Annotated in this window: 24 protein-coding genes and 1 pseudogene; 13 read left to right on the forward strand and 12 right to left on the reverse strand. The window is 60.3% G+C overall.

Annotated elements, in window-relative coordinates; translation table 11 throughout:
• Position 1: 1 nt before the first annotated feature.
• Entirely contained in the window at positions 2 to 1,318 is a 1,317-nt protein-coding gene (gene ribD, locus AC245Y_RS06415) for a bifunctional diaminohydroxyphosphoribosylaminopyrimidine deaminase/5-amino-6-(5-phosphoribosylamino)uracil reductase RibD (RefSeq protein ID WP_017993565.1), read from the forward strand.
• Positions 1,318 to 1,929: a riboflavin synthase gene (locus tag AC245Y_RS06420; RefSeq protein WP_026157307.1), complete on the forward strand. Its 612-nt coding sequence runs from the start codon at positions 1,318 to 1,320 to the stop codon at positions 1,927 to 1,929. The genes ribD and AC245Y_RS06420 overlap by 1 nt, the downstream gene beginning before the upstream one ends.
• A 121-nt stretch (positions 1,930 to 2,050) precedes the next feature.
• Here the strand turns inward: AC245Y_RS06420 and rfbA are convergent, their stop codons facing one another.
• The 9 genes and pseudogenes from rfbA to AC245Y_RS06465 all read right to left on the reverse strand — a co-directional run bounded on the left by rfbA (position 2,051) and on the right by AC245Y_RS06465 (position 10,439).
• Entirely contained in the window at positions 2,051 to 2,920 is an 870-nt protein-coding gene (rfbA, locus tag AC245Y_RS06425) for a glucose-1-phosphate thymidylyltransferase RfbA (RefSeq protein WP_026157308.1), read from the reverse strand.
• Positions 2,921 to 2,930: 10 nt separating this feature from the next.
• Positions 2,931 to 3,818: a dTDP-4-dehydrorhamnose reductase gene (gene rfbD, locus AC245Y_RS06430; protein ID WP_017993568.1), complete on the reverse strand. Its 888-nt coding sequence runs from the start codon at positions 3,816 to 3,818 to the stop codon at positions 2,931 to 2,933.
• A gap of 3 nt (positions 3,819 to 3,821) precedes the next feature.
• Entirely contained in the window at positions 3,822 to 4,877 is a 1,056-nt protein-coding gene (gene rfbB / locus AC245Y_RS06435; RefSeq protein WP_017993569.1) for a dTDP-glucose 4,6-dehydratase, read from the reverse strand.
• 6 nt (positions 4,878 to 4,883) lie between these two features.
• Positions 4,884 to 5,462 carry a dTDP-4-dehydrorhamnose 3,5-epimerase gene (gene rfbC / locus AC245Y_RS06440; RefSeq protein ID WP_012756891.1) on the reverse strand — a complete coding sequence of 193 codons (579 nt, stop codon included), beginning with the start codon at positions 5,460 to 5,462 and terminating at the stop codon, positions 4,884 to 4,886.
• 23 nt (positions 5,463 to 5,485) lie between these two features.
• On the reverse strand, positions 5,486 to 7,462 hold the full coding sequence (locus AC245Y_RS06445; protein WP_017993570.1) for a hypothetical protein: 1,977 nt from the start codon (positions 7,460 to 7,462) through the stop codon (positions 5,486 to 5,488).
• A 250-nt stretch (positions 7,463 to 7,712) separates the two neighbouring features.
• Complete coding sequence (locus tag AC245Y_RS06450) at positions 7,713 to 8,519, reverse strand: hypothetical protein (RefSeq protein ID WP_012756893.1); 807 nt, start codon at positions 8,517 to 8,519, stop codon at positions 7,713 to 7,715.
• 316 nt (positions 8,520 to 8,835) lie between these two features.
• Positions 8,836 to 9,351: a GNAT family N-acetyltransferase gene (locus AC245Y_RS06455; RefSeq protein WP_017993571.1), complete on the reverse strand. Its 516-nt coding sequence runs from the start codon at positions 9,349 to 9,351 to the stop codon at positions 8,836 to 8,838.
• Between the two features lie 10 nt (positions 9,352 to 9,361).
• A pseudogene (locus AC245Y_RS06460) lies at positions 9,362 to 9,864 on the reverse strand (cupin domain-containing protein).
• Between the two features lie 215 nt (positions 9,865 to 10,079).
• A complete protein-coding gene (locus tag AC245Y_RS06465) occupies positions 10,080 to 10,439 on the reverse strand; it encodes a hypothetical protein (protein WP_012756896.1) in 360 nt (119 codons plus the stop codon).
• Between the two features lie 346 nt (positions 10,440 to 10,785).
• Between AC245Y_RS06465 and ribH the strand changes: the two genes are divergently transcribed.
• The 3 genes from ribH to AC245Y_RS06480 all read left to right on the forward strand — a co-directional run bounded on the left by ribH (position 10,786) and on the right by AC245Y_RS06480 (position 14,064).
• Positions 10,786 to 11,241 (forward strand): 6,7-dimethyl-8-ribityllumazine synthase, encoded by a 456-nt coding sequence (gene ribH, locus AC245Y_RS06470; RefSeq protein ID WP_017993572.1) that lies wholly within the window; start codon positions 10,786 to 10,788, stop codon positions 11,239 to 11,241.
• 3 nt (positions 11,242 to 11,244) lie between these two features.
• On the forward strand, positions 11,245 to 11,727 hold the full coding sequence (nusB, locus tag AC245Y_RS06475) for a transcription antitermination factor NusB (protein WP_012756897.1): 483 nt from the start codon (positions 11,245 to 11,247) through the stop codon (positions 11,725 to 11,727).
• Between the two features lie 198 nt (positions 11,728 to 11,925).
• Positions 11,926 to 14,064 (forward strand): sodium-translocating pyrophosphatase, encoded by a 2,139-nt coding sequence (locus AC245Y_RS06480; RefSeq protein WP_026157309.1) that lies wholly within the window; start codon positions 11,926 to 11,928, stop codon positions 14,062 to 14,064.
• A 96-nt stretch (positions 14,065 to 14,160) separates the two neighbouring features.
• Here the strand turns inward: AC245Y_RS06480 and AC245Y_RS06485 are convergent, their stop codons facing one another.
• Entirely contained in the window at positions 14,161 to 14,694 is a 534-nt protein-coding gene (locus AC245Y_RS06485) for an outer membrane protein assembly factor BamE (protein ID WP_012756899.1), read from the reverse strand.
• Between the two features lie 138 nt (positions 14,695 to 14,832).
• Here AC245Y_RS06485 and AC245Y_RS06490 point away from each other — a divergent pair, with 138 nt between their 5' ends.
• The 6 genes from AC245Y_RS06490 to AC245Y_RS06515 all read left to right on the forward strand — a co-directional run bounded on the left by AC245Y_RS06490 (position 14,833) and on the right by AC245Y_RS06515 (position 19,312).
• Positions 14,833 to 15,474 (forward strand): ubiquinol-cytochrome C chaperone family protein, encoded by a 642-nt coding sequence (locus AC245Y_RS06490; protein WP_017993574.1) that lies wholly within the window; start codon positions 14,833 to 14,835, stop codon positions 15,472 to 15,474.
• An 11-nt stretch (positions 15,475 to 15,485) separates the two neighbouring features.
• Positions 15,486 to 16,040, forward strand: coding sequence for a YceD family protein (locus AC245Y_RS06495; protein WP_012756901.1), 555 nt, complete (start codon positions 15,486 to 15,488; stop codon positions 16,038 to 16,040).
• A gap of 98 nt (positions 16,041 to 16,138) precedes the next feature.
• Positions 16,139 to 17,185: a phosphate acyltransferase PlsX gene (plsX, locus tag AC245Y_RS06500; protein ID WP_012756902.1), complete on the forward strand. Its 1,047-nt coding sequence runs from the start codon at positions 16,139 to 16,141 to the stop codon at positions 17,183 to 17,185.
• A 20-nt stretch (positions 17,186 to 17,205) separates the two neighbouring features.
• Complete coding sequence (locus tag AC245Y_RS06505) at positions 17,206 to 18,177, forward strand: beta-ketoacyl-ACP synthase III (RefSeq protein WP_026157310.1); 972 nt, start codon at positions 17,206 to 17,208, stop codon at positions 18,175 to 18,177.
• 105 nt (positions 18,178 to 18,282) lie between these two features.
• Positions 18,283 to 18,621: an integration host factor subunit alpha gene (locus tag AC245Y_RS06510; RefSeq protein WP_003558352.1), complete on the forward strand. Its 339-nt coding sequence runs from the start codon at positions 18,283 to 18,285 to the stop codon at positions 18,619 to 18,621.
• A 151-nt stretch (positions 18,622 to 18,772) separates the two neighbouring features.
• A complete protein-coding gene (locus AC245Y_RS06515; protein WP_012756904.1) occupies positions 18,773 to 19,312 on the forward strand; it encodes a MerR family transcriptional regulator in 540 nt (179 codons plus the stop codon).
• 9 nt (positions 19,313 to 19,321) lie between these two features.
• On the opposite strand, the gene AC245Y_RS06520 is transcribed toward AC245Y_RS06515, so the two are convergent.
• Complete coding sequence (locus AC245Y_RS06520; protein WP_017993577.1) at positions 19,322 to 19,669, reverse strand: response regulator; 348 nt, start codon at positions 19,667 to 19,669, stop codon at positions 19,322 to 19,324.
• Positions 19,670 to 20,042: 373 nt separating this feature from the next.
• Between AC245Y_RS06520 and AC245Y_RS06525 the strand changes: the two genes are divergently transcribed.
• Positions 20,043 to 21,689, forward strand: a complete 1,647-nt coding sequence (locus AC245Y_RS06525; protein ID WP_017993578.1) for an ATP-binding protein — start codon at positions 20,043 to 20,045, stop codon at positions 21,687 to 21,689.
• A gap of 39 nt (positions 21,690 to 21,728) precedes the next feature.
• On the opposite strand, the gene AC245Y_RS06530 is transcribed toward AC245Y_RS06525, so the two are convergent.
• On the reverse strand, positions 21,729 to 22,043 hold the full coding sequence (locus tag AC245Y_RS06530) for a DUF1236 domain-containing protein (RefSeq protein ID WP_012756907.1): 315 nt from the start codon (positions 22,041 to 22,043) through the stop codon (positions 21,729 to 21,731).
• A gap of 324 nt (positions 22,044 to 22,367) precedes the next feature.
• Here AC245Y_RS06530 and bcsN point away from each other — a divergent pair, with 324 nt between their 5' ends.
• Complete coding sequence (bcsN, locus tag AC245Y_RS06535; protein ID WP_026157311.1) at positions 22,368 to 23,348, forward strand: cellulose biosynthesis protein BcsN; 981 nt, start codon at positions 22,368 to 22,370, stop codon at positions 23,346 to 23,348.
• Positions 23,349 to 23,405: the final 57 nt, after the last annotated feature.

Genomic DNA, 23,405 nt, shown 5'->3' on the forward strand with positions numbered 1-23,405 from the left:
CATGAGCATCACGCCGCATGACGAACGTTTCATGGCGGCGGCGATTCGCCTGTCGCGCTGGCATCTCGGCCGCACCGCCACCAATCCTTCCGTCGGCTGTCTGATCGTCAAGGACGGCGTCATCGTCGGCCGTGCGGTGACGGCGCTCAGTGGCCGCCCGCATGCCGAGACGCAGGCGCTCGCTGAGGCCGGCGCGCTCGCCCGCGGCGCCACCGCTTATGTGACGCTCGAACCCTGCTCGCATCACGGCAAGACGCCGCCCTGCGCCGAGGCGCTGATCGCTTATGGCGTTGCCCGCGTCGTCATCAGCGTCACCGATCCCGATCCGCGGGTCTCCGGTCGCGGCATCGCCATGCTGCGCGAAGCCGGCATAGAGGTGGATGCCGGCGCGCTGGAGGCGGAGGGCCGGCAGTCGCTTGCCGCCTATCTCACCCGCCAGACGAAGAACCGGCCCTATGTGACTCTCAAACTTGCCGTTTCCGCCGATGGCATGATCGGCCGCGAGGGGGCAGGGCAGGTGGCGATAACAGGCCCGGAAGCCCGTGCCCAGGTGCAGGCGCTGCGCGCCGAAACCGATGCGATCCTCGTCGGCATCGGCACCGCGATTGCTGATGATCCGCTGCTGACGGTGCGTTCGCCAGGTCTTGAATCGCAATCGCCGATCCGCATCGTCCTCGATCCTTCCCTGGCATTGCCGCTGACCAGCAAGCTCGTCGCGACGGCGCGGGAAGTGCCGGTCATCGTGGTGGCGAGCGAGGAAGTGTGGCCGTTGTCGGCGGATGCGGAGGGGCTACCCCCCTCTGTCCTGCCGGACATCTCCCCCACAAGGAGGGAGATCGGCAAGGAGCCTGCTCCGCGTTCTCCAGCTTCCGATGATGATGGTTTCGCCTCCAGGCAAGATGTGGGGCAAGAGGCTAGCCCCCAGCCAATCTCCCCACCTGTGGGGGAGATGCCCGGCAGGGCAGAGGGGGGTAACCCACCCACAGATCCCACAGACATGGACTCCCGCCGCGCAGCCCTCGAAGCCGCAGGCGTCGAAGTCGTCCATTGCAATCCCTATCATCCGGAAGTCCTGTTGCCGGCACTCGCGACGCGCGGTATTTCCTCGCTTCTGGTCGAGGGCGGTGCAAAGACGGCGCGGCTTTTCCTCGAGGCTGGCCTTGTGGACCGCATCCAGCATTATCAAGCGCCTGTTGTGATCGGCGAGCGCGGTATTGAATCCCCGCTTGATGCTACCGACATACCATCGGGTTTTGCCCATACGGGCACGCTGATGTTCGGCGGCGATCGCCTGGACGAATACGAAAGAGGGCTTTGATGTTCACCGGAATAGTCACCGATATCGGTACGATCGAGTCCGTTTCACCGCTGAAGGAGGGCATCAAGCTCCGCGTTGCGACGAGTTACGACCCGGCGACCATCGATATGGGCGCATCCATCTCGCACTCCGGCATCTGCCTCACCGTCACCGGCCTGCCGCAGGAAGGTAGCAACGGCCGCTGGTTCGAGGTCGAGGCCTGGGAAGAGGCGCTGCGGCTGACGACCATCGCCACCTGGCAGGAAGGCAGCCGTATCAATCTCGAGCGGTCGCTGAAGATCGGCGATGAACTCGGCGGTCACATCGTTTCCGGCCACGTCGACGGCAGGGCGGAAATCCTCTCGGTGACATCAGAGGGCGACGCCACCCGCTACCGTCTGCGCGCGCCCGAACATCTGGCGAAATTCATCGCCCCCAAGGGTTCGATTGCACTCGACGGTACTTCGTTGACGGTCAATGCCGTCGACGGCACGGATTTCGATGTGCTGCTCATCCGCCACACGCTCGAGGTCACCACCTGGGGTGATCGCAAGGCTGGCGATTTCGTCAATTTCGAAGTCGACACCATGGCGCGTTATGCCGCCAGGCTGGCCGAATTCCCGAGCACCTGAATCAAAAACCTGTGACGGTTTTCAGGGGCACACCACGACTGGCATGCTGGGCGCGAAACATCATCAGGCGCTCGTCGACGCATCCAACTGCGCGTCTGCGACGCGGCGTCGGCCCGATAGCTCACCAATCCGGGGACAGCTTCGTCAGATACTGGCCGTAGGCGCTCTTGCCGAGCTTCTCTGCGAGCTTGGCGAGGTCGTTCTGCGAGATGTAACCCATGCGCCAGGCGACTTCTTCAGGGCAGGCGATCTTGAAGCCCTGGCGTTTCTCCAGCGTGCTGACGAAACCTGCGGCATCAAGCAGGCTGTCCGGCGTGCCGGTGTCGAGCCAGGCATAGCCCCGGCCCATCAGCTCCACGAAAAGCTGGCCGCGCTCGAGATAGGTGCGGTTGACATCGGTGATTTCCAGTTCGCCGCGCGGTGATGGCTTCAGGTTGGCGGCGATATCGACCACCTGCTGGTCGTAGAAATAGAGGCCGGTCACCGCCCAGTTCGATTTTGGCTTCTTCGGCTTCTCCTCGATCGACAGGGCATTCATCTTTTTGTCAAAGCCGACAACGCCATAGCGTTCCGGATCGGTGACGTGATAGGCGAATACCGTCGCGCCTTCCCGCCGACTCGTGCCGGATTTCATGATTTCCGGCAGTCCGTGCCCGTAGAAGATGTTGTCGCCGAGAACGAGTGCCGAGCTGTCGCCGTGCACGAAGTCGGCGCCGATGATGAAGGCCTGGGCGAGGCCGTCCGGGCTCGGCTGTACGGCATAGTTCAGTGAAATTCCCCATTGCGAGCCGTCGCCAAGAAGGCGCTTGAAGGCTTCGACGTCGTGAGGCGTGGTGATGATCAGCAAATCCCTGATGCCGGCGAGCATGAGCGTCGTCAGCGGATAGTAGATCATCGGCTTGTCGTAGACCGGCATCAACTGTTTCGAAACGGCCTGCGTGATCGGATGCAGACGCGTGCCTGTGCCGCCGGCGAGAATAATTCCCTTCATGCCCATCTCCTTAAAGACCCTTAGTCAAAAGGTCTTGCATGACAATCGTCATGGACTGCTTCCACTCCGGGAGCCGGATTCCATATGTTCTGGCGAGCTTGTCACCGTTGAGACGTGAATTGGCGGGACGCTTCGCCGGTGTCGGATAGTCCGCCGTCGGGATGCGCTCGACGCCGACGTTTCTGCCGCCGGATTTAGAAAGCTCCGTGAATATCTCTTCGGCGAAGTCCGCCCAGCTTGCTTCGCCGCTGCCGGTCAGGTGAAAAGTGCCACGGAGCGTTGGCTCAGGGTCCGCTACGATACGGGATGCGATCGCAAGAATCGCGTCGGCGATGTCGAGTGCCGAGGTTGGGCATCCTGTCTGATCGGCGACAACGCGAAGATGATCGCGCGTCTCGGAAAGCCGCATCATCGTTTTCAGGAAATTGGTGCCAAAGGGCGAATAGACCCAGGCAGTGCGTAAGATGACATGGTTCGGGTTCGCCGCCGCAACGGCCTTCTCGCCCGCGAGCTTCGAACGCCCATAGACGGAGATCGGCGCCGTCGCATCCTCTTCGGAATAGGCGGAGGCCTTGTCGCCGCTGAAGACGTAGTCGGTCGAAATGTGGATGACCGAGGCCCCGATCCGCGCAGCAGCCTCGGCAACCGCCCCGGCGCCTGCTGCGTTGACGGAAAAAGCAAGCTCGGGGTCGCTCTCGGCCTTGTCGACCGCCGTATAGGCAGCCGCCGAGACGATCACATCCGGCCGCAGAGCCGAGAAGGCGGCTGCGATGCTTGGAGGATCCGCGAGGTCCATTTCCGGGCGCCCGACCGCGCTGATTTTGACGCCCATTTCGGCGCCACGTCTGAGCAGCGACTGAACGACCTGGCCCTGTTTGCCGGTGACGGCAATGCGCATCGCTTATCGTCCCTTGAAAACGCCGAGGCGTTCGCCGGAGTAGACGTTTTCGCGCAACGGCCTCCACCACCATTCGTTTTCCAAGTACCAGTGCACTGTCTTCTCGATGCCGGTTTCGAAGGTCTCTTGCGCCTTCCAGCCGAGTTCGCTTTCGAGTTTGGAGGCATCGATCGCATAGCGTGCGTCGTGTCCGGGGCGGTCCGTGACGTTGGTGATCAGGCGTGCATGCGGTCCCTTGTCACTGCAGACGCCGTCGAGAATAGCGCAGATGCGATGAACGACATCGATGTTCCTGCGCTCATTGCGGCCGCCCACATTGTATTTTTCGCCGGGGCGCCCACTGGATGCGATCGTGAAGAGCGCGCGGGCGTGGTCTTCGACATAGAGCCAGTCGCGGACATTCGCGCCATTGCCGTAAACCGGAAGAGGCTTGCCCTCCAGTGCGTTCAGGATCATTAGCGGAATGAGCTTTTCGGGGAAATGGAACGGGCCGTAGTTGTTGGAGCAATTCGAGACAACGACGGGCAGGCCGTAGGTGCGGTGCCAGGCGATCGCCAGATGGTCGCTGGCGGCCTTGGAGGCGGAGTAGGGCGAGGACGGGTCGTAAGGCGTCGTCTCCTCGAAGAGGCCCTCGTCGCCGAGCGAGCCGTAGACCTCGTCCGTCGAGACATGCAGAAAGCGGAAGGCACTCTTGCGGCGAGCGTCGAGCCCATCCCAATAGTGCCGTGCGGCATCCAGCAGGCTGAATGTGCCGACGATGTTGGTCTGAATGAAATCGTCCGCGCCCGAGATCGAGCGGTCGACATGGCTCTCTGCCGCGAGATGCATGACGATATCAGGGCGGAAGGACGCGAATGCTTCCTGCATCCTGGCGCGGTCGCAGATGTCGGCCTGCAGGAATTGATAGTTCGGCGCCGATTCGACGGATTTCAGCGATGCCAGATTGCCGGCATAGGTCAGCGTGTCGACATTCAGCACCTCGGCGCCGATCTCGCTGACGAGATGGCGCACCAATGCCGATCCGATGAAGCCCGCTCCGCCCGTGACCAGTATGCGCATCGTCGATCAATCCCTGGGTTGCTGTGCTGAACAGGAAAAATGGCCTGGCAGGTCGGCGAGCCGCGGCAGCGTCTTGTCCTTGTCGGACAATACCATGTCTCTCTCATAGAAGGGCCAGCGGATACCGATCGCCGGATCGTTCCACGCGATGCCCCGATCATGCTGCGGGCTGTAGGGTGCGGTTACCTTGTAGCTGATGACGCTGTTCGGCTCGAGCGTTGCGAATCCGTGTGCGAAACCGGCCGGTACCCAGAGCTGCATACCATTTTCCGGCGAGAGCTCCTGAGAGAGCCATTTACCGAAGCTCGGCGATCCCTCGCGGATATCGACGACGATATCCATGATCCGCCCGGCAAGACAGCGCACCAGCTTGCCCTGTGCGAAAGGCGGTATCTGGAAATGCAGCCCCCGGACGGTGCCGGTCTGCGCCGAAAGCGATTCATTGTCCTGGATGAACGTGACGTCGGCCACATTTTCCCGGAACCAGGCATCCTTGAATACTTCGGAGAAGTAGCCGCGGTGATCGCCGAAGCGCGGCGGCGTGATCGCAATGATGCCCTCGATGGCCGTGGTCTCAATACGCATGACTTACCTTTTTGCGGCCTTTATCAAGCGCCCGCCCTCATGACGCTCATCAGCATGTCCGCCTGCGAGCGGCTTCGCATGGCCGCAAGGCCTGCCGCGGCAATGGCATCGCGCTCGTCGGCATCTGCGATCAGCTTGTAGCAGCGCTCGATCATGTCGTCATAGGGCTCAATTGCCAAGCCGCCGATGAAGGGCAGAAGGTCCGGATCGCGGATGTCGCCTTCCGTCAGCACGCAAACGCGATTGGCGAGCAGATAGGAAATGCGCACGATCTCGAAGACGCCGCTCGCATAATGATGGATGTTGATCACGATCTTGGCGCGGGCAATCGCCGCATCGCGTTCCGCGCCGTAGATGTTGAAGAGGTGCGCGACCTCGAGCCCGCCGTCCTTCAGCGTCTTCAGGATATGGTGGCGGCGTTCGTTCATCGAGCCGTAGAAGAGCACGTCGATATCTTTGACGGCGGCGTGCTGTATCTGGCTGAGGCAGCCGCTATAGCCGATCTCGAGCACGCCGGCGTGATCAATGCCCTTGGCGGCGAGATTCTCCCGGTTGCGCGGGCTGTAGTCGAGAACCGGAAGCGACTTCAGGATCGAGGTGTAGCGCGAATTGATCCAGATGCTTTCTTCGGACACCTGCTCGAGATTGATGACGACGCTGTCCTTCGGCAGATGGCTGACGATTTCAGCGGGGAGAAGATTCCCGCCATAGATGATCGGCGCACGGCCGGCGAATGCGTTCATGTCCCGGGTGATCGGTGCTGAGCCGCCGAGTTCCTCGAAGGCGCCCTGTAGGCCAAGCGCGACTTCGTCGAAGGCGTGGCTGTGATTGTAGTTGTCGGGCGTCACGATCCAGATGCAATGACGATCCTTGTGTGCCTGCCATCCGCCGGCAAAGGGCTGCAACAGGTTGCGGAGCGGCTGCTCGATCTTCGGCGCGGCTGATATAGCGGGCCTTTCCGTCTGCACCGGCTGCGGCTGTACCGGGGAAGCGCCTGACGCCTGAGGGGCATAGGCGCGCATCAATTCGCGGCCGCCGATAAATTGGCCCCGCGGCATCCAGCCGGGCGGATCATCAGCGCCCCAGATAAGGTGCGGCTGCTTGATCAATGGTTGACGGCCCTCCTGCCAAGAGGTCAAGTGGGCCTGGTCGCGGCTCTGAAGAAAAGCCTCCTTGGCGGCGAAGAGACCATGCAGCATCCGGCCGAGGCGGACGCCGAACTTCCACTCGAAATGGGCAGGCGCCGGCACGAAGGCGGCGATCTTCAATCCTTTGGCAGCAGTCTGCTGGACATAGAGCCCGAGCAGCCGCTCGATCACGAAGGGGCGCATCGTTGCGTTGGCGTCGCGTGAATACTGCGCCGAACCGGCATAGGCAGTGCCCGCCGGCGTGCCGAGGCGCGCTTCATTTTCCAGCGATCCCAGAATACGTTCGCAGAAGGCGAAATATCCGGACCAGAACTTCCTGTTGCCGCAGAAATAGTTGCAGAACGCGAAGGTGGTTTTGTCTTGCGGCGGTGCGATCGGATAGCCGAGCTCCTGGATATGCAGGAAGATCGGGTCCATGCCTGGATGGCCGCCAAGCAGCGAATGTTCCCAGACGTTGCTGTAGATCGCGGCGTGGCCGATCAGTGGATTGTAGAGATAGGCATCCGCACCTTCCGCCCTGGCCTTTTCCGCCTCGGTGACGAAAGCCGGAAAGCTCGTCACCGACTTCATCTCGAATTTGCTGGAGAGCAGCCCCCAAAACACGTCGTCGCCGAGGCCGATCGCCTCGTGATGCTGATGCAGCGTGAGGAAGAGTTCATATTCGCGGGTCGTAGCCTGCGTATTGAACGAGATGTCGAGCGGCATGGCAGCCGCATCGAGCTGGCTGCGCTGCGAGGGATCGAGATAAGGCTGATAGACAATGACGGATCCCGTGCCCGCAGCCTTCTCCGTGAGAAGCGCCAGATCAGGAAGACCGGCCGGCAAAGAAGAAATGGGCTGATTGATCGTCAAGGTATTGTCCTTCGCGAAGGGCTGCCGTCTGTATGGAAAATCCGCAGAACGGCAACTCGAGCCTGTTTGGTGCCTACTATTTGAGGTGAAGCTTGCGCCACACTGTTCGCAGAACTTTCACTGGTGAGCCTGGCGGGAGTGTGGGAGCTCGACTATCTGGGGTCGGCTTTTTCTAGCCAGCTTCATTGGCTCAGCCGCTTCTGCTGCCAGTATCGCAAAGAGTTGCGATTTTACGTTGGGCCGCCTCGGTTTATACGCCGCTTTTGTAGACCCCATCATTCGATACTGTCGCTATTTCTCCGAACAAGGACCCAGGTAAGCTATTGCCATAGAGTTCGGCTATCCGTTTGATTAGAAGATAGCTTCCCAGACGCTCCTGGCAAAATGAGATCGCACGTTTCTGCACGGGGTCTTCGGATTGAAACGGTTGATATCGTTTCGCAAATTCAAAAGACGGCGCCACAAGGCGCACAAAAGTATCCAGCCACCAGTCCGTCGGATACGTGCCGAGTTCAATGCCTCCAGGAACGAAAGTGCTGGAATTAAAAAATTGCAAAGCTTCGGCTTGCGTTAAAGTGTTTGCTTCGATTGCAAACGCTGTATATCGCAGGAAGTCAACAATATTGTGGAAGCGTGCATAGTGTTGAGATATGTTATGGAGATTTAATGGCCGAGGTAAGAAGAAGCTTTCTGTAAAAATCGCCGGATTCTCCGGTTTTATGATTCCTACTTCTTCTGAGGTTGCTGTATTCATCCCGGGATATTCGGGATTTGGTGTTCCTATTTTTAGTCGTGTTAAAAATTTACGATACTGCCAGATAGTAATGTTGCGAGGCTTTGCTGCTTCTTCGGAAACGACTTTCGCGATTACGATCGTTCCCAGCGATCCTGACAATTTCGCGTGAATCTCCTCCGGCTCGCTGAAAAAATCATAGCCGGCAATGACATCCATTCCCTTGTTGTCCAAAGGAGGTTTAGAATTGAGCCATATGATTTTCGAGCCCTCGGGAGGAGGGTAGCTCGGCAAATCCTTGTGGCAAACAATGAAAATGGTCATATTTGTGATCAGCCTCTTATGGATGGGGAGTTTCTGCCGGCTGCAATTACCACGCGGCTCGCCCGTCAATGCTTAGTTGTGTCAAGGTGGCGGACGGCAGTATTCCAAGCGTTTCTGCCTCTTGTCAGCGACTCTAAAGTGCGTTCCTTGCGCGTAGCAGGTGCGAAGTCCGGACCCATCCGGGGATGAAGTCGGGTGTCGCAAGTTGAGGGTGTCGATATCCATTTTCTTAAACTTGCCGTTGCTGTTGGCGATGTCGGCAAATGTCAGCAAGCCCGCAATGGCGCGCGCTATGTTGCCCGCTTGGTGGAATTCCCTACCGCGAAAACTGAATGATCTCGCCATTGTACTGTGTGCGCGCCGTCTCGCTGAAGCCGAGCTTGGCTGCGACCCGCAGCGAGGCCTGGTTCTCGGGGCTGATGATGCAGCTCATCGGTTTTCCTGGGAAATGCGTTTCCGCCCAGCCGATCAGGACGGTCAGCGCCTCGGTGGCATAACCGCAGCCGTGCGCCGAAGGCATCAGCGCCCAGCCTACCTCCATCGTCCCCTCGATCGAGGGTTCCATCTCGCGCCGGGCTTCGAGGAAGCCCGCTTCGCCGATGAACCGGCCGCTCTCCTTTTCGACGATCGCCAGAAAGCCGAAGCCCATATGGTGCCACATGCCGGCAATGCGCAGCATGCGGCTCCAGCTCTGCTCACGTGTCGACGGCACGCCGGTGATGAAGCGCACGACATGCTCGTCCGCCCACAGCGCCGCGTGCGCGTCGAAATCGTCGAGGCGGTGAGGGCGAAGCGTCAGCCGCGCCGTTTCGAGAGTCGGAATGTCGGTCACATCGGATCCTTCATGCGCCGGGCTCGCCGTCCCAATAGTCGAGATCGCCTTCCGACCGTCCGATGTGGCGGAAGCGCTTGTTTCTGCACCGTCCCTGTTCGTCTTGGCAAGGAACTTTCCGGAATCGGGATATTCGACGATCTCGGTCTTCGCCATGGTCGAGATGCCGAGATAGACGAGTGTGGCGGTGCCGGTGTTGATGATCTGGTGCGCCGTTTCCGGTCCGCCTGCCGGCGCGCCGAGCACATCGCCGGCCTTGATCGCATGGCGCGCGTCGCCGAAGCGGTATTCGCCGGCGCCCGCGATCACATAGAAGAGCTCGTCTTCGACGTGATGGTTGTGGAAGGGGCAGCCCGATTTGCCGGGCGGTACCTCGTTGTAGCTGACGCCGAGGCCGGCCAGGCCAAGTAGCGCGCCAAAAGAGGTGTCGGTGCTTTCATAGAGCTCGCCCTGTTTCCAGTGGTCGAGCTTGAGATCGGCGGTATTGATCACCGCCTTCTGTTCCGTTGCCATGACGTCCTCCTGTTTCAACAAGAGAAGCCGTCATCCCGGGAAAATTCAATGATTATCTGGGCCTATCTCTGATATCCCTAGCATGGGCGGAGAGGAGACCGCCGCCCATGCCATGAGCGCCACGCATCGAACAAGGTGCGCCAGACGCTCGATCCCTTTTAACCCACGCATACCCCCGAAGATCGTTCCGATTTTCGGGGGTATGCGCTGGAGCGTCAGCGGACGTAGAAGGTCAAGCTTCCATCAGCTGCCTGCTCGGCGTTGACGATGTTGCGGACGTCGACGCCTTCGTTGTTGAGCCGGTGGGCAAGCGACCTGTTGGCGTCGATCGAGGCCTGGATGCCGTGAACGGCCTGACCAGAACGTTCCGGTGCCGAGCGCGGACCGGTCGTCTCGTCGTCGAGGTTACGCCAGTTGTGGACCTGCTCGACATTGAAGTCATTGCCGTGGAAGGTCCTGAGTGTCTGCTCGATGCCCTGGGCCGTGTTCATCCCAAGGCTTTCGGCCCGGCTGACGCCGGCAAAGGCGAGGGAAGAGAGGGCGGCAGCGAGGGTGATAGTGAGAACGCGGTGCATGATTGGTATCCTTTCATCTGCTTAGACGGTCGGCTGTCGTTGCAGGGGATCGTCTGCGTCACGACATGGAATTGGCGTTCTCGCATTCGCGATTCAATGGGTTAAGCCACTGAAAATCCATTAAGAATTGTTCATAAAAATTGCCTTCGAATTGCCGCTTTCCGGGCGACCGGGAAAGCTGATTTGAGAGGCTTGCCCAGCTGTGCATCTATAGTGCTGCTATCCCCTTGCAGAATTTCGTCTTTCGTATTGCGGCATCAGGCGAAATTGCTTGCCATTCGGCCGAAGGCATGTTTTGACCGCGGGCTGCCGAGTGGGTAAATGTCCCGCCAACCGAAGGTGAACCATGCCGAGAGAGACCGCTCCCCATATTTTGATCGTTGAGGCCCGCTTCTACGACGACATGGCCGACGCCCTGCTCGAAGGCGCGACCTTCGCATTGACAGAGGCCGGCGCCACCTTCGAGGTCGTCACCGTCCCCGGCGCACTGGAAATTCCGGCAGCGATTGCCATGTCGCTCGATGGAGACGACAATGGCGGAACGCATTATGACGGCTATGTCGCCCTCGGCATGGTCATTCGCGGCGAGACCTATCACTTCGATATCGTGTCGAACGAATCCTCTCGCGCCTTGATGGATCTTGCGGTCAGCGAGTCCCTTGCCATCGGCAACGGCATCCTGACCGTCGAAAACGACGAACAGGCATGGGCGCGCGCGCGCCGCACGGATAAGGACAAGGGCGGATTTGCCGCTCGTGCAGCTCTGACCATGATCGAGCTGAAGCAGAAACTGGGTGCATAACGAATGAACGACGACAAGACGGAACGGCCGGTCAAGACTGCAAACCAGCGGGGCGCTGCCCGTCTTGCTGCCGTTCAGGCACTGTATCAGATGGATGTCGGCGGCACCGGCGTTTTGGAGATCGTCGCCGAATACGAGGCGCACCGTCTTGGCCAGGAACTCGACGGCGCGACCTATCTGAAGGCCGATGTCGCCTGGTTCCGTTCCATCGTTTCCGGCGTCGTGCGCGATCAGGTCCGCCTCGATCCGCTGATTGCCGCAGCCCTGCAGGATGATTGGGCCTTGTCGCGCCTCGACAGCACCGTGCGCGCCATCCTGCGCGCCGGCGTCTTCGAGATCACCGATCGCAAGGACGTTCCAGTGGCGGTGATCGTCACCGAATATGTCGAGATCGCCCAGGCCTTCTTCGATGACGACGAGCCGAAGCTCGTTAACGCTGTGCTCGACCGCATCGCGAAGCAGGTCCGCGGCGAGGCGAAGAAATAAGTCTTTAGCCGTCAAATAATCCCCCTACGTCTTTCTTCGTACCGCAATGGTTTTCGCCCCTTGCGGTCTTGACGCCACGTGATCGACCACGCAATCTCCGCACCGCTTAGCTGTGGCATTTCTGTGGAGAGGAAGGCGATTCGGCGGCGTATCTGCCGGAGAAGGAGTGATCTCCGGCCTATGGGAGGAAAGAGCGAAATGACGATTCTTTTATGCGTAATCGTATGCGGTCTGCTCTCGGTGGTTTATGCCGCCTGGGCAACCCGGTCGGTGCTTGCCGCCGATCAGGGCAATAGCCGCATGCAGGAGATCGCGGGCTATATCCGCGAAGGCGCTCAAGCCTATCTGACGCGCCAGTACAGAACCATTGCCATTGTCGGCGTTGTTGTTTTCATTTTAGCTTGGCTGCTTCTTTCCGGCGAGGCCGCGATCGGCTTCCTGATTGGCGCCGTGCTTTCCGGTGCTGCTGGTTTCATCGGCATGCACGTCTCCGTCCGCGCCAATGTGCGCACCGCCCAGGCGGCTTCCGTCAGCCTTTCCGCCGGCCTCGACATCGCCTTCAAGTCGGGTGCGATCACCGGCATGCTGGTGGCTGGCCTGGCCCTGCTCGGCGTCTCCATCTACTATACGGTATTGACCATCGGGCTCGGCCATGAGAGCGGCTCGCGCGAAGTCATCGATGCGCTGGTGGCGCTCGGCTTCGGCGCGTCGCTGATCTCGATCTTCGCCCGTCTCGGCGGCGGCATCTTCACCAAGGGCGCCGATGTCGGCGGCGATCTGGTCGGCAAGGTCGAAGCCGGCATTCCCGAAGACGATCCGCGCAACCCGGCAACGATTGCCGATAACGTCGGCGACAATGTCGGCGACTGCGCCGGCATGGCCGCCGACCTTTTCGAGACCTATGCAGTCTCTGTCGTCGCCACCATGGTTCTCGCCGCGATCTTCTTTGCCGGCGCGCCGATCCTCCAGTCGGCGATGGTCTATCCGCTGGCGATCTGCGGTGCCTGCATCATCACCTCGATCATCGGCACTTTTTTCGTCAAACTCGGCTCGAACGGCTCGATCATGGGCGCTCTCTACAAGGGCTTGATCGTAACCGGGCTGCTGTCGATCGTCGGCCTTGGTGCTGCCACCTCGCTCACCATTGGCTGGGGATCGATCGGTTCCGTCGGAGGCGCCGATATATCCGGCACGCACCTCTTCCTCTGCGGCATCGTCGGCCTTGTCGTCACTGCGCTGATCGTGGTGATCACCGAATACTACACCGGCACCGGCAAGCGTCCGGTCAATTCGATCGCCCAGGCCTCGGTCACCGGTCACGGCACCAACGTCATCCAGGGCCTGGCCGTTTCGCTGGAATCGACGGCCTTGCCTGCCATCGTCATCGTTGGTGGCATTCTTGCCACCTATCAGCTCGGCGGCCTGTTCGGCACCGGCATTGCGGTCACGGCCATGCTCGGCATCGCCGGAATGATCGTCGCGCTCGACGCGTTCGGACCGGTAACGGACAATGCCGGCGGTATCGCCGAAATGGCGCATCTGCCGCCGGAGGTGCGCAAATCCACCGATGCGCTTGATGCCGTCGGCAATACGACCAAAGCCGTCACCAAGGGCTACGCCATCGGTTCTGCCGGTCTCGGCGCTCTGGTTCTCTTCGCGGCCTACTCTTACGACCTCAAATATTTTGCGGCGAATGGCGACAAGTTCCCATATTTTGCCGGCATCGGCGAAATTTCCTTCGATCTTTCCAACCCTTACGTGGTGGCGGGATTGATCTTTGGAGGTCTCATTCCCTACCTCTTCGGTGGCATCGCCATGACCGCCGTCGGCCGTGCAGCCGGCGCGATCGTCGAGGAAGTCCGCCGTCAGTTCAAGGAAAAGCCCGGCATCATGCAGGGCACGGAAAAGCCGGATTACGGCAGGGCGGTCGACATTCTGACTAAGGCCGCCATCCGTGAGATGATCGTGCCGTCGCTGCTGCCGGTGCTGGCGCCGATCGTCGTCTATTTCGGCGTGCTTCTCATCTCCGGCTCCAAGGCCTCCGCCTTTGCCGCCCTCGGCGCATCGCTGCTAGGCGTCATTATCAACGGCCTCTTCGTCGCCATCTCGATGACATCAGGCGGCGGCGCCTGGGACAACGCCAAGAAGAGCTTCGAAGACGGTTTCGTCGACAAGGACGGCGTGCGTCACATGAAGGGTTCGGATGCGCACAAGGCCTCCGTCACCGGCGATACCGTCGGCGATCCCTACAAGGATACCGCCGGCCCCGCCGTCAACCCGGCGATCAAGATCACCAACATCGTCGCGCTGCTGCTGCTCGCCGTTCTCGCCGGATAAACAACGCCGCCGGCTTGGCACAATTCAAGCCGACACAGCGACCATAAAAAAACCCGCCGGAGCGATCCGGCGGGTTTTCGTATGAGGCGTGTCCGATCAGCGCAGGCTGCTTGGGTTCTGCGGCGTGCCGCCGGCGCCGCCGCCGAACAGGCTGCGGGCAGCACTCGCGGCGCTGCCGCCGGAAAGCATCTGTTGCAGGAAGGTGAGTTCCTTGCCGCCGGTCGGCGTGACGCGTCCGATCGTGTCGAACACCTTGCCGTCCTGCAGCGCATAGTTGGCGCGGCGGCTGACGACGCCGTCCTTGTCGAAATAGATCGCCAGAACGCTCTGATCGACGACCTTCAGTTTCTGGAAGGCGACCGCACGCGTGCGCCGCTGCGAGATGTAGTAGAAGACTTCGCCGTCGAAGGTCGCCGTCGTCGACGGGGTGCCGAGCGAAAGCAGCACCTGCTCGCGGCTGGAGCCTTCCGGAACGAGGTTCAGCGACTGCTGGTCGGCGACGTAGCCGCCGTTGAGAACGGTGCTGGTCTGGCAACCGGAGAGAGCGGTAGTGGAGGCAATTATGAGGGCAATGGCCGCATTGCTGAAGAATTTCATGTCAGACTTGAAATACCGTTTCTTCAACGACATCTACTCCCTGTGAGTGTCGATAGCAGCCATTCTGGGCCTTGCACGCTTTACCTCCTGCAAAACCATTGTGGCCATTCCGGGTCGAATGTCCCGAATTCGCTTCGCTGACGCGTCGAAGGCGTCGTCCCGAAACTGGCCATGAACGGCATTGCAATTCGCGCCTGCTTCGGTAAACCAGCTTTCGAAATCATGCAACAAGGCCAAACGCCAGCCGGCATGAAGAATGAGGCATTTCCGGAAAAAACAATGATCCTCGGGCTCTTCCGCAAGAAAAACAACAATCAAGCGATCGTCGACAGGCAATATGCGGCGTTGGCGGCGGCCGCGCGCATGCCGGAACTCTACGAGCGCCTCAATGTGCCGGATACGGTCATGGGCCGTTTCGAGATGCTGTCGATTGCCATGATTCTGTTTTTTCGCCGCACCCGTGCTTCCGCCACCAGCGGCCAGGAGATCGCCCAGGAGATCGTCGACGCTTTCTTCCAGGATATCGACTATTCGATCCGGGAACTCGGCATCGGCGACAACAGCGTGCCGAAGCGCATGAAGAAGCTCGCCGGCATGTTTTACGGCCGGCTCGAAGCCTATTCGAAGGCGATGGACACAGGCGATGCCGAAGCCCTCGCTCTTGCCCTTCAGCGCAATATCTACCCCGAAACCTCGGCGCCGGCCGATATGTCCGGTCTCGCCGGATGGATGATGGTTGCAGAATCGCATCTGTCCGCCGCGGCCGAAGAGGTAATCGCCACCGGTTCGGCAACGCTCCCGCCGGTCAGCTGAAGGAGGAAACGATGCAGAATGATCGGGACGGTGTTCCCTTCTCCTATCACGTCAAGGTCGGCCATATCTCGGCCAACCCCGTCGAGGTCCATGTCGAAGCCGACGCCAGCGAACTGAAGGCGTTGGCCCGGACCTGGAATGTCGTCTCCGTCGACGATCTCAGCGCCGATCTGCAGATTGCCCGCTGGAAGCGCGACGGCGTGCGCATCAAGGGCCGGGTGAAGGCGAAGATCGTCCAGTCCTGCGTCGTGACGCTGGAACCGGTCGAATCCGCCATCGACGAGAGCTTCGAGCAGATCTTCGTGCCGGAGGGCTCCAAGCTTGCCCGTCAGGCCGGCAACGACGCCGGCGAGATGCTGCTCGATCCAGACGGTCCCGATCTGCCCGAAAACTTTGTCGGCGATACGATCGACGCCGGCGAGGTGGTTGCCGAATTCGCCGCGCTCGCGATCGATCCCTATCCGCGCAAGCAGGGTATCGAATTCTCCGGCCACGTCGAAGACAGCGGCGAGGACGACAAAAAGCCTTCCGCTTTCGCAGCTCTCAAGGACTGGAAAAAGGACTGAAGCCCCTCTGGCATTTGACACAATTCAGTTGTAAGCGACGCCAAAACCGGTATTTTGGCCGAAATTTCGCCCTCGGCGAAAAGAAGGATCAGGGACGCGTGATCAGAATATCTCTCGACCTCATGGGTGGCGACTTTGGTCCCCAGGTTGTCATCCCCGGCGCCGCCAAGGCGTTGGATCGGCATCCGGATATTTCCTTCGTTCTCTACGGTCTCAAGGAACAGTGCGATCCGGTTCTCGCCAAATTTCCGAAACTCAAGGAAAAATCGATCTTTCACGACTGCGAGCTTGCCGTCGCCATGGATGAGAAGCCGAGCCAGGCGCTGCGCCGAGGCCGCTACATCTCCACCATGTGGCGCTCGATCGAGGCGGTGAAGACGGGGGAGGCCGATGTCGCGGTCTCGGCCGGCAATACCGGCGCACTGATGGCGATGGCGAAATTCTGTCTGCGCACGATGGCCAATATCGAGCGTCCGGCGATTGCCGCGATCTGGCCGACGCTGAAGGGTGAGAGCATCGTGCTCGATGTCGGCGCGACGATCGGCGCCGATGCGCAGCAGCTGATGGATTTTGCCCTGATGGGCGGCGCCATGGCGCGCGCGCTTTTCGAAGTCGAACGTCCGACGGTTGGCCTTCTCAACGTCGGCGTCGAGGAGATGAAAGGCCAGGAGGAGGTCAAGGAGGCAGGCCGGCTGTTGCGCGAGGCAAACATCGACTCGCTCGAATATTCCGGCTTCGTCGAGGGCAACGACCTTGGCAAGGGTACGGTCGACGTCGTCGTCACCGAAGGATTCTCCGGCAACATCGCGCTCAAGACCGCCGAAGGCACCGCCAAGCAGATCGGCGAATATCTGCGGGCCGCCATGTCGCGCACGCTGCTCGCCCGTATCGGCTACCTCTTCGCCAAAAGCGCCTTCGACATGCTTCGCGAGAAGCTCGATCCGAGCAAGGTCAATGGCGGCGTGTTTCTCGGCCTGAACGGCATCGTCATCAAGAGCCATGGCGGGGCGAATGCCGAAGGCATCGCAGCCGCCATCGAAGTCGGCTACGACATGGCCAAGAACGGCCTCAATCAGAAAATAGAAAACGATCTTAAGAAATATCATGCCAAGCGGCTGCCCCCGATGGGCCCGGAAGCGGCATGAGCGATGGGGTTCAATCAAAGATGATCCGTTCAGTGGTTCGCGGGTTCGGAGCCGCACTTCCGAAGCGCGTGATGACCAATCGTGACATGGAGGCCATCGTCGACACATCCGACGAATGGATCGTCCAGCGCACCGGCATCCGCCAGCGTTATGTCGCCGGCGATGACGAAACGACGGCGTCGCTCGGCGAGGCCGCCGCACGCGCAGCGCTTGCCAATGGCGGCCTGACACCTGCCGATATCGATCTTGTCATCTGTGCCACCTCGACGCCGGACAACACGTTTCCGGCCACGTCGGTCAACATCCAGAACCGGCTCGGCATGAGTCACGGCTTCGCCTTCGACGTCCAGGCCGTCTGCACCGGTTTCGTCTATGCGGTGACGACCGCGGATGCCTATATCCGCGGCGGGCTGGCAAAGCGCGTTCTCGTCATCGGCGCCGAAACTTTTTCGCGCATTCTCGACTGGAACGACCGTACCACCTGCGTGCTTTTCGGCGACGGCGCCGGCGCGATCATACTCGAAGCGACCGAAGGCAAGGGAACCGTTAGCGATCGCGGCGTGCTGACCGCGCATTTGCGTTCCGACGGCTCGCACAAGGAAAAGCTCTATGTCGATGGCGGACCGTCGACCACCGGCACTGTCGGCAAGCTGCGCATGGAAGGTCGCGAGGTCTTCAAATACGCCGTCGGCATGATCACCGATGTCATTCAGGCGGCTTTCGATTCGACCGGCACCACTGCCGATGACCTCGACTGGCTGGTGCCGCACCAGGCCAATCGCCGCATTATCGACGGTTCGGCGAAAAAGCTGAACATCGATGCCGCGAAGGTGGTCATCACCGTCGACCTGCACGGCAATACGTCGGCCGCCTCGATCCCGTTGGCACTTGCGACCGCTGCCGGCGACGGCCGCATCAAGAAGGGCGACCTGGTGATGCTCGAAGCGATGGGTGGCGGCTTTACCTGGGGTGCGGTTCTGCTGCGCTGGTAGGCACGAATCCTAAAAAACTGGCGGCGAACAAGAGCTTGACCGTAAGGCGCAAGACAAATACTCTTCGTGCGATTTCACAAAATATTTTGTATGGGCGGGGAAACCATGACCGGAAAAACAGTGACGCGAGCAGACCTGGCGGAATCCGTTTTCCGAAAGGTTGGGCTTTCCCGGACCGAATCTGCGGAACTGGTCGAAACCGTCATCGACGAGATCTGCAACGCCATCGTGCGTGGTGAAACCGTCAAGCTTTCCTCCTTCGCCACCTTCCAGGTGCGCGACAAGAACGAACGAATCGGCCGCAACCCGAAGACCGGCGAGGAGGTTCCGATTTCCCCCCGCCGGGTCATGACCTTCAAGGCATCGAACGTGCTGAAGACGCGCATCCTCAAGTCGCATGTTGCTCGCAAGATCAAGCTGAAGCCGCAGAATCCGGCTCCCTGATAATTGGCTTCCCGTTTCGGAAACGGCTTTTTTTCTCCCTCGCACTCTCCATCCTTGTGCGCAACGTCAAGACATGACTTGAATTGTCGGCGCCAAACCGTTGAAATATGATGAGTCGCCGTAGGATCGAGCCGCGAGGTCGCGTAACAGCATGACGTTGGACAAGAGCCCCGATGCCTTTCGCACCATCAGCGAAGTCGCAGACGATCTTGATCTGCCGCAGCATGTGCTGCGCTTCTGGGAGACGCGTTTTCCCCAGATAAAGCCGATGAAGCGCGGCGGCGGCCGTCGCTACTATCGGCCGGAAGATGTCGACCTCCTCAAGGGCATCCGGCATTTGCTCTATGATCACGGCTATACGATCAAGGGTGTGCAGAAGCTTCTGAAGACCAACGGCAACAAGTTCGTCATATCGGTCGGTCATGGCGACCTCGCCAGCGTCGAGGCGCTAGCGTCGGGCGTGCAGGACACGGGTGCCGGGGAACCGCGCGTCGGCTTGGCCGACGAAGACCAGATCGTCGGCCGCGCCAAGCCGCCGATCACCCGCCGGTTCTTCAATTTCGTCGCCGGAGACGACGAGCAGGAAGTCTCGATCGGCAAATCGAGCGTTGGCAAGGAAGACAGGGCGCTGCTGCAGGAGGCGCTCTATGACCTCCTGGAATGCAAGCGTCTGCTCGATCAGGTGCGCTGAACAGGAACGTCAGGCTTCGGTAAGCCGCTTCATCGCCTGTTCGAGTTCGCTGAGCTGGAAGGGTTTTTGCAGCACAGGCAGCGTGCTTGGGCTGCTGCCTTCAGGTGCGGTACCGTATCCCGTCGCATAGAGATAGGGTTTTCCGCGTTCATCGAGCAGCTTTGCGACCGGCAGCGAACTCTGCCCTGCAAGCGAAACGTCGAGAATTGCAGCGTCGAACTCCGTATCCCTGGCGGTTGTCAGCGCCCGTTCCAGATCGGGCGCGCTCGCGCACACCCGGTAGCCCAGATCGGCGAGCATGTCCTCGAGCAGCATGGCAATCAGCGTGTCGTCTTCGACGATGAATATGTCTTTCATGATCCGGTTCACCCATTGCCCCCTTGCTAAAGCATGTCGCGCAAATTGTGAGCGGTTTTGCGATAACGACATGCCTAAAAACAAAGACCTAAAGCGCAAGGAGCGAATCTGAAAGATTGCGACACGCTTAGGCATGGAGGTTTATGTGGACTGCTTGCACGGCTCGTCAAGACGCCGTGGTCGGCAGTGCGAGAAACAGCATATTGCCGGTTGAAATTCGATGTGCAAAAGCTGGATGCCGTCTTTGCAACGGCTCCTGCATAATTCCTTAAATCGGAATCGATTTATGGAGAAAATTATGCAGCAATTCAAAGTATTGCAGCGTCTTTTGCGGCTCTCGAAAGACGCGCGGCGCTGTAAGAAGGGGTGTCGGATGGATTTGCTGAGTGCCACGGATTGGCTGCGTCACAGGCCGGGTTATACATATCCGCTGGCCATTGCCTTCGTTGGCCTGACGTTTCTTCTGAGGCTTGCCGCCAGCGACTCTCTTTCCGGATTTCCCTTCCTGAGCTTCCTTCCGGCGATATTGCTCGCGAGTTTCATAGGCGGCGCCGGGCCGGGCTTTGTCGCGACATTGGTTGCCGGTTTCATTGTCCAGCAGTTTTTCGTCGAGCCGCATAATGTTTTCTGGCCGGCCAGCGCCGGCCAATGGGTCGGCCTTTCCACCTATCTTATCAATGCCGTGATCATCGTTGGCCTGATGGAGATGATCATCATCGCCCATGGCAGGCAAAGCCGCCTTCGCAGTGAACTGAACAGCTTCAACACGCGCCTCGAACAGACAGTGGTCCAGCGCACTGCCGAGCTCAGGCACGAGATGGAAGAGAATGCTGCCGCTCAGGCGCAGGTCCGCCAGTTGCAGAAGATGGAGACGATCGGCCAGCTGACCGGCGGCGTCGCCCATGATTTCAACAACATGCTGGCAATCATCATCGGCAATCTCGATCTCGCCCAGCGGCGCCTGACCGGCAGCGAGGATCCTCGCCTGCCATACTCCATCCAGAATGCCAGAGACGGGGCGCAGAGAGCGGCGGTGCTGACTGCGCGTCTTCTCGCCTTCTCGCGCCAGCAGCCGCTCGCCCCTGAGATGATCGACCTCAACAAGCTAGTCGGCGGCATGTCGGAGCTGCTGCGTCGCACGCTCGGCGAGCACATTCGGATCGAGACTGTGCTTGCCGGCGGCCTTTGGCCGAGCTTTGCCGATTTGAGCCAGCTCGAGAATGCCATCCTGAACCTTGCCGTCAACGCTCGCGATGCCATGCCGGGCGGCGGAAATCTGACGATCGAGACCGCCAATACCGAACTCGACGAGCGATATTCGCGCATGCATTCGGAGGTCGAGGCAGGCCAATATGTGATGATCAGCATCACCGACACCGGCACCGGCATGTCGCCGGAAGTGATCGAACGAGCCTTCGACCCGTTCTACACGACCAAAGGACCCGGTAAAGGCACCGGTCTCGGCCTCAGCCAAGTTTACGGCTACGTCAAGCAGAGCGGCGGCCACATCAAGATCTATTCAGAGATCGACAGGGGCACGACGTTGAAGATCTATCTTCCCCGTCATGTCGGCGCGGCGGACGCCCGGTTGAATGTCGCCGGCGCCCAGCCGCTTCCTCAGGGCAGCGTCAAAGATACGATCCTGGTAGTGGAGGACGATGAGAACGTCCGCACCATGACCGCCGAAAGCCTGCATGAACTCGGTTACACCGTATTGCAGGCGGCTAGCGGCATGGAAGCGCTTATGCTTCTGGAGCAAAATGCGGCAGTCGACCTGATCTTCACCGATATCGTCATGCCGCAGATGAGCGGACGTCAGCTTGCCGATATCGTCCGGGAAAAATGGCCGGCGATCCGGATCCTCTATACGACCGGCTACACCCGCAATGCCATCGTTCACAACGGGGTGCTCGATCACGGCGTTTCCCTGCTTGCCAAGCCCTTCAGCCTCGAGCAGCTCGCCCACAAGATCCGCGAACTTCTGAATGTACCGGCGAGGATGGAAGATGAGAGGACGTGAAGCCGAAATACGGCCGCACGTCCATAGTTCAAGATCGGGTTATTCCAGGACCTGGATGATGCGATGCGTCTTCGGCTCGACGATCACGCGTCGCTCGTTGACGACGGTATAACCGTAGCCGTCAATATCAGGCACGGTATGCACTTCGACGGTATCGGGCAGCGTCGTGCCGACCGCGATGTCGCCTTCATAGACGACGGAAGGTGTGTTTTGCTCCATCACATAGGTGCGCACCTCGCCGGGCAATACGACTGAGCCGGTCGGTGCGGGATCGGTGACGATGACGGTGCTCTGCGCGAAGGCGGCAGAGCTGATGGTCAGCATGGCGGCCGCAGCCAGCATGGTCTTGCGCATTGGATTTCTCCTTTTCCTACCTAAGACATCAAGGCAACGCTGGCCATGCGGCATAGTTCCCCGCGGCCTTTCGCAACAGCAGTGACAGACGCAATGAGAGCATTTAAGTTGTTACTAAATTAATTTTTGCATCATACGGTTGATCTGCCTGAACAGCGTTCGAAAAGAGCCCAGATGGTGATGTTAGAGCTCGCTTGTTTACTTTTCGCTAACCATGTTGGACGTTTATTCTGAACGGACGACCAACCGGTCGTTGATTCGACGATCCGTCGCGTTTCGGCTTGCGAATGGATCTCTAGAAAGACGATTGCGGCGGCTCGAGACATGCGCTTGCGGAAAACAATATTGCTGGTGGCCGTGGCGGGCATGATGGCCGGCTGCACATCGACAGGCGGTGTGCGCCAGCCTTCCGCGCCGGAAACCGTGGCGCCTGAAAAGGCGCTCGTCCTGCCGCCGCCGGGCGGCCCGTCGATCGTCAGCGTCGTCGAGCGCAAGCGCGGCAACGGCGTCGAGCAGACGATCTCGCTGTTTACCTCATCCTCCGTGCCCGGTCAGAATTCCCTGAAGGTCCAGTTCTTCGGCGCTTCCGGGGCCAATCCCGGCGCCGGCAATGCCGGCTTCAGCAAGATCAATGAGAGCGGCATTGCCCGCGAGGTGGCCCGTTCGGCCCCCGGCGTGCCGATGGCGACGTCGGCGACCTTCCTGCAGAACGCCTATGGCCCCTTCGGTTATGCCTCCGGCCGCAGCCGTGCCGGCGACACCTGCGTCTATGCCTGGCAGCAGATCCGCTCGAGCACCAACGCCAATACCCAGGCGCGTAATTTCGGCATGATCCAGCTGCGCCTGCGCCTTTGCGATGCGAGAGCGAGCGAGCGCCAGTTGCTCGGCATCGTCTATGGCTACACCGTCACCGGCACCTTCGACGGCGAGGTCTGGAACCCTTACGGCAATCCGCCGCCCGCCGACGTGGCGCTCGGGCGCACCGGCGCACCGATCTATCCCGACGAAGGCGGTTATCGCGCCAGCCCGATGCCGATCGGCTACGAGCCGGCGCCTGCCGTTGTCGGCCGGCCGCGGGCCGCTGCCGTTCGCAGCGCCTCGACCGCGCAACCAGCTCAAGGCGTCGCAGCGGTGCCGGCGCCTATCGGCCCGCGCGTGCCGCTGCCGGGAGAGGCGCCACTGACGAGCGCAAGGCCGGATGCGGCCGCCGCGCCAATCGAACAATCGGTAAGGGCGATCGGCGTCACCGTGCCTTCGCCGGACTGCATAGGCGACGCGGCCATGACGGCCGCCTGCCAGAGATAATGAGCATGCCCGCGGGCGCCAGATGATGCCCCGGTTGAGCAATTTCGAAGGAACGTC

This window comes from Rhizobium sp. SRDI943 (genome assembly GCF_057653695.1).

Coding starts and splice junctions, on each gene's coding strand:
- AC245Y_RS06450 (WP_012756893.1), bottom strand. CDS start 8,519: ATGACCATTTTCATTGTTTGCCACAAGGATTTGCCGAGCTACCCTCCT.
- rfbB (WP_017993569.1), bottom strand. CDS start 4,877: ATGCGCATACTGGTCACGGGCGGAGCGGGCTTCATCGGATCGGCATTG.
- AC245Y_RS06530 (WP_012756907.1), bottom strand. CDS start 22,043: ATGCGCAAGACCATGCTGGCTGCGGCCGCCATGCTGACCATCAGCTCT.
- AC245Y_RS06510 (WP_003558352.1), top strand. CDS start 18,283: ATGACCGGAAAAACAGTGACGCGAGCAGACCTGGCGGAATCCGTTTTC.
- AC245Y_RS06495 (WP_012756901.1), top strand. CDS start 15,486: ATGCAGAATGATCGGGACGGTGTTCCCTTCTCCTATCACGTCAAGGTC.
- AC245Y_RS06505 (WP_026157310.1), top strand. CDS start 17,206: ATGATCCGTTCAGTGGTTCGCGGGTTCGGAGCCGCACTTCCGAAGCGC.
- AC245Y_RS06480 (WP_026157309.1), top strand. CDS start 11,926: ATGACGATTCTTTTATGCGTAATCGTATGCGGTCTGCTCTCGGTGGTT.
- AC245Y_RS06465 (WP_012756896.1), bottom strand. CDS start 10,439: ATGCACCGCGTTCTCACTATCACCCTCGCTGCCGCCCTCTCTTCCCTC.
- nusB (WP_012756897.1), top strand. CDS start 11,245: ATGAACGACGACAAGACGGAACGGCCGGTCAAGACTGCAAACCAGCGG.
- AC245Y_RS06520 (WP_017993577.1), bottom strand. CDS start 19,669: ATGAAAGACATATTCATCGTCGAAGACGACACGCTGATTGCCATGCTG.
- rfbA (WP_026157308.1), bottom strand. CDS start 2,920: ATGAAGGGAATTATTCTCGCCGGCGGCACAGGCACGCGTCTGCATCCG.
- rfbD (WP_017993568.1), bottom strand. CDS start 3,818: ATGCGCATTGCCGTCACCGGCAAACAGGGCCAGGTCGTTCAGTCGCTG.
- bcsN (WP_026157311.1), top strand. CDS start 22,368: ATGCGCTTGCGGAAAACAATATTGCTGGTGGCCGTGGCGGGCATGATG.
- AC245Y_RS06485 (WP_012756899.1), bottom strand. CDS start 14,694: ATGTCGTTGAAGAAACGGTATTTCAAGTCTGACATGAAATTCTTCAGC.
- AC245Y_RS06490 (WP_017993574.1), top strand. CDS start 14,833: ATGAACGGCATTGCAATTCGCGCCTGCTTCGGTAAACCAGCTTTCGAA.
- AC245Y_RS06420 (WP_026157307.1), top strand. CDS start 1,318: ATGTTCACCGGAATAGTCACCGATATCGGTACGATCGAGTCCGTTTCA.
- ribH (WP_017993572.1), top strand. CDS start 10,786: ATGCCGAGAGAGACCGCTCCCCATATTTTGATCGTTGAGGCCCGCTTC.
- AC245Y_RS06525 (WP_017993578.1), top strand. CDS start 20,043: ATGGATTTGCTGAGTGCCACGGATTGGCTGCGTCACAGGCCGGGTTAT.
- rfbC (WP_012756891.1), bottom strand. CDS start 5,462: ATGCGTATTGAGACCACGGCCATCGAGGGCATCATTGCGATCACGCCG.
- AC245Y_RS06515 (WP_012756904.1), top strand. CDS start 18,773: ATGACGTTGGACAAGAGCCCCGATGCCTTTCGCACCATCAGCGAAGTC.
- ribD (WP_017993565.1), top strand. CDS start 2: ATGAGCATCACGCCGCATGACGAACGTTTCATGGCGGCGGCGATTCGC.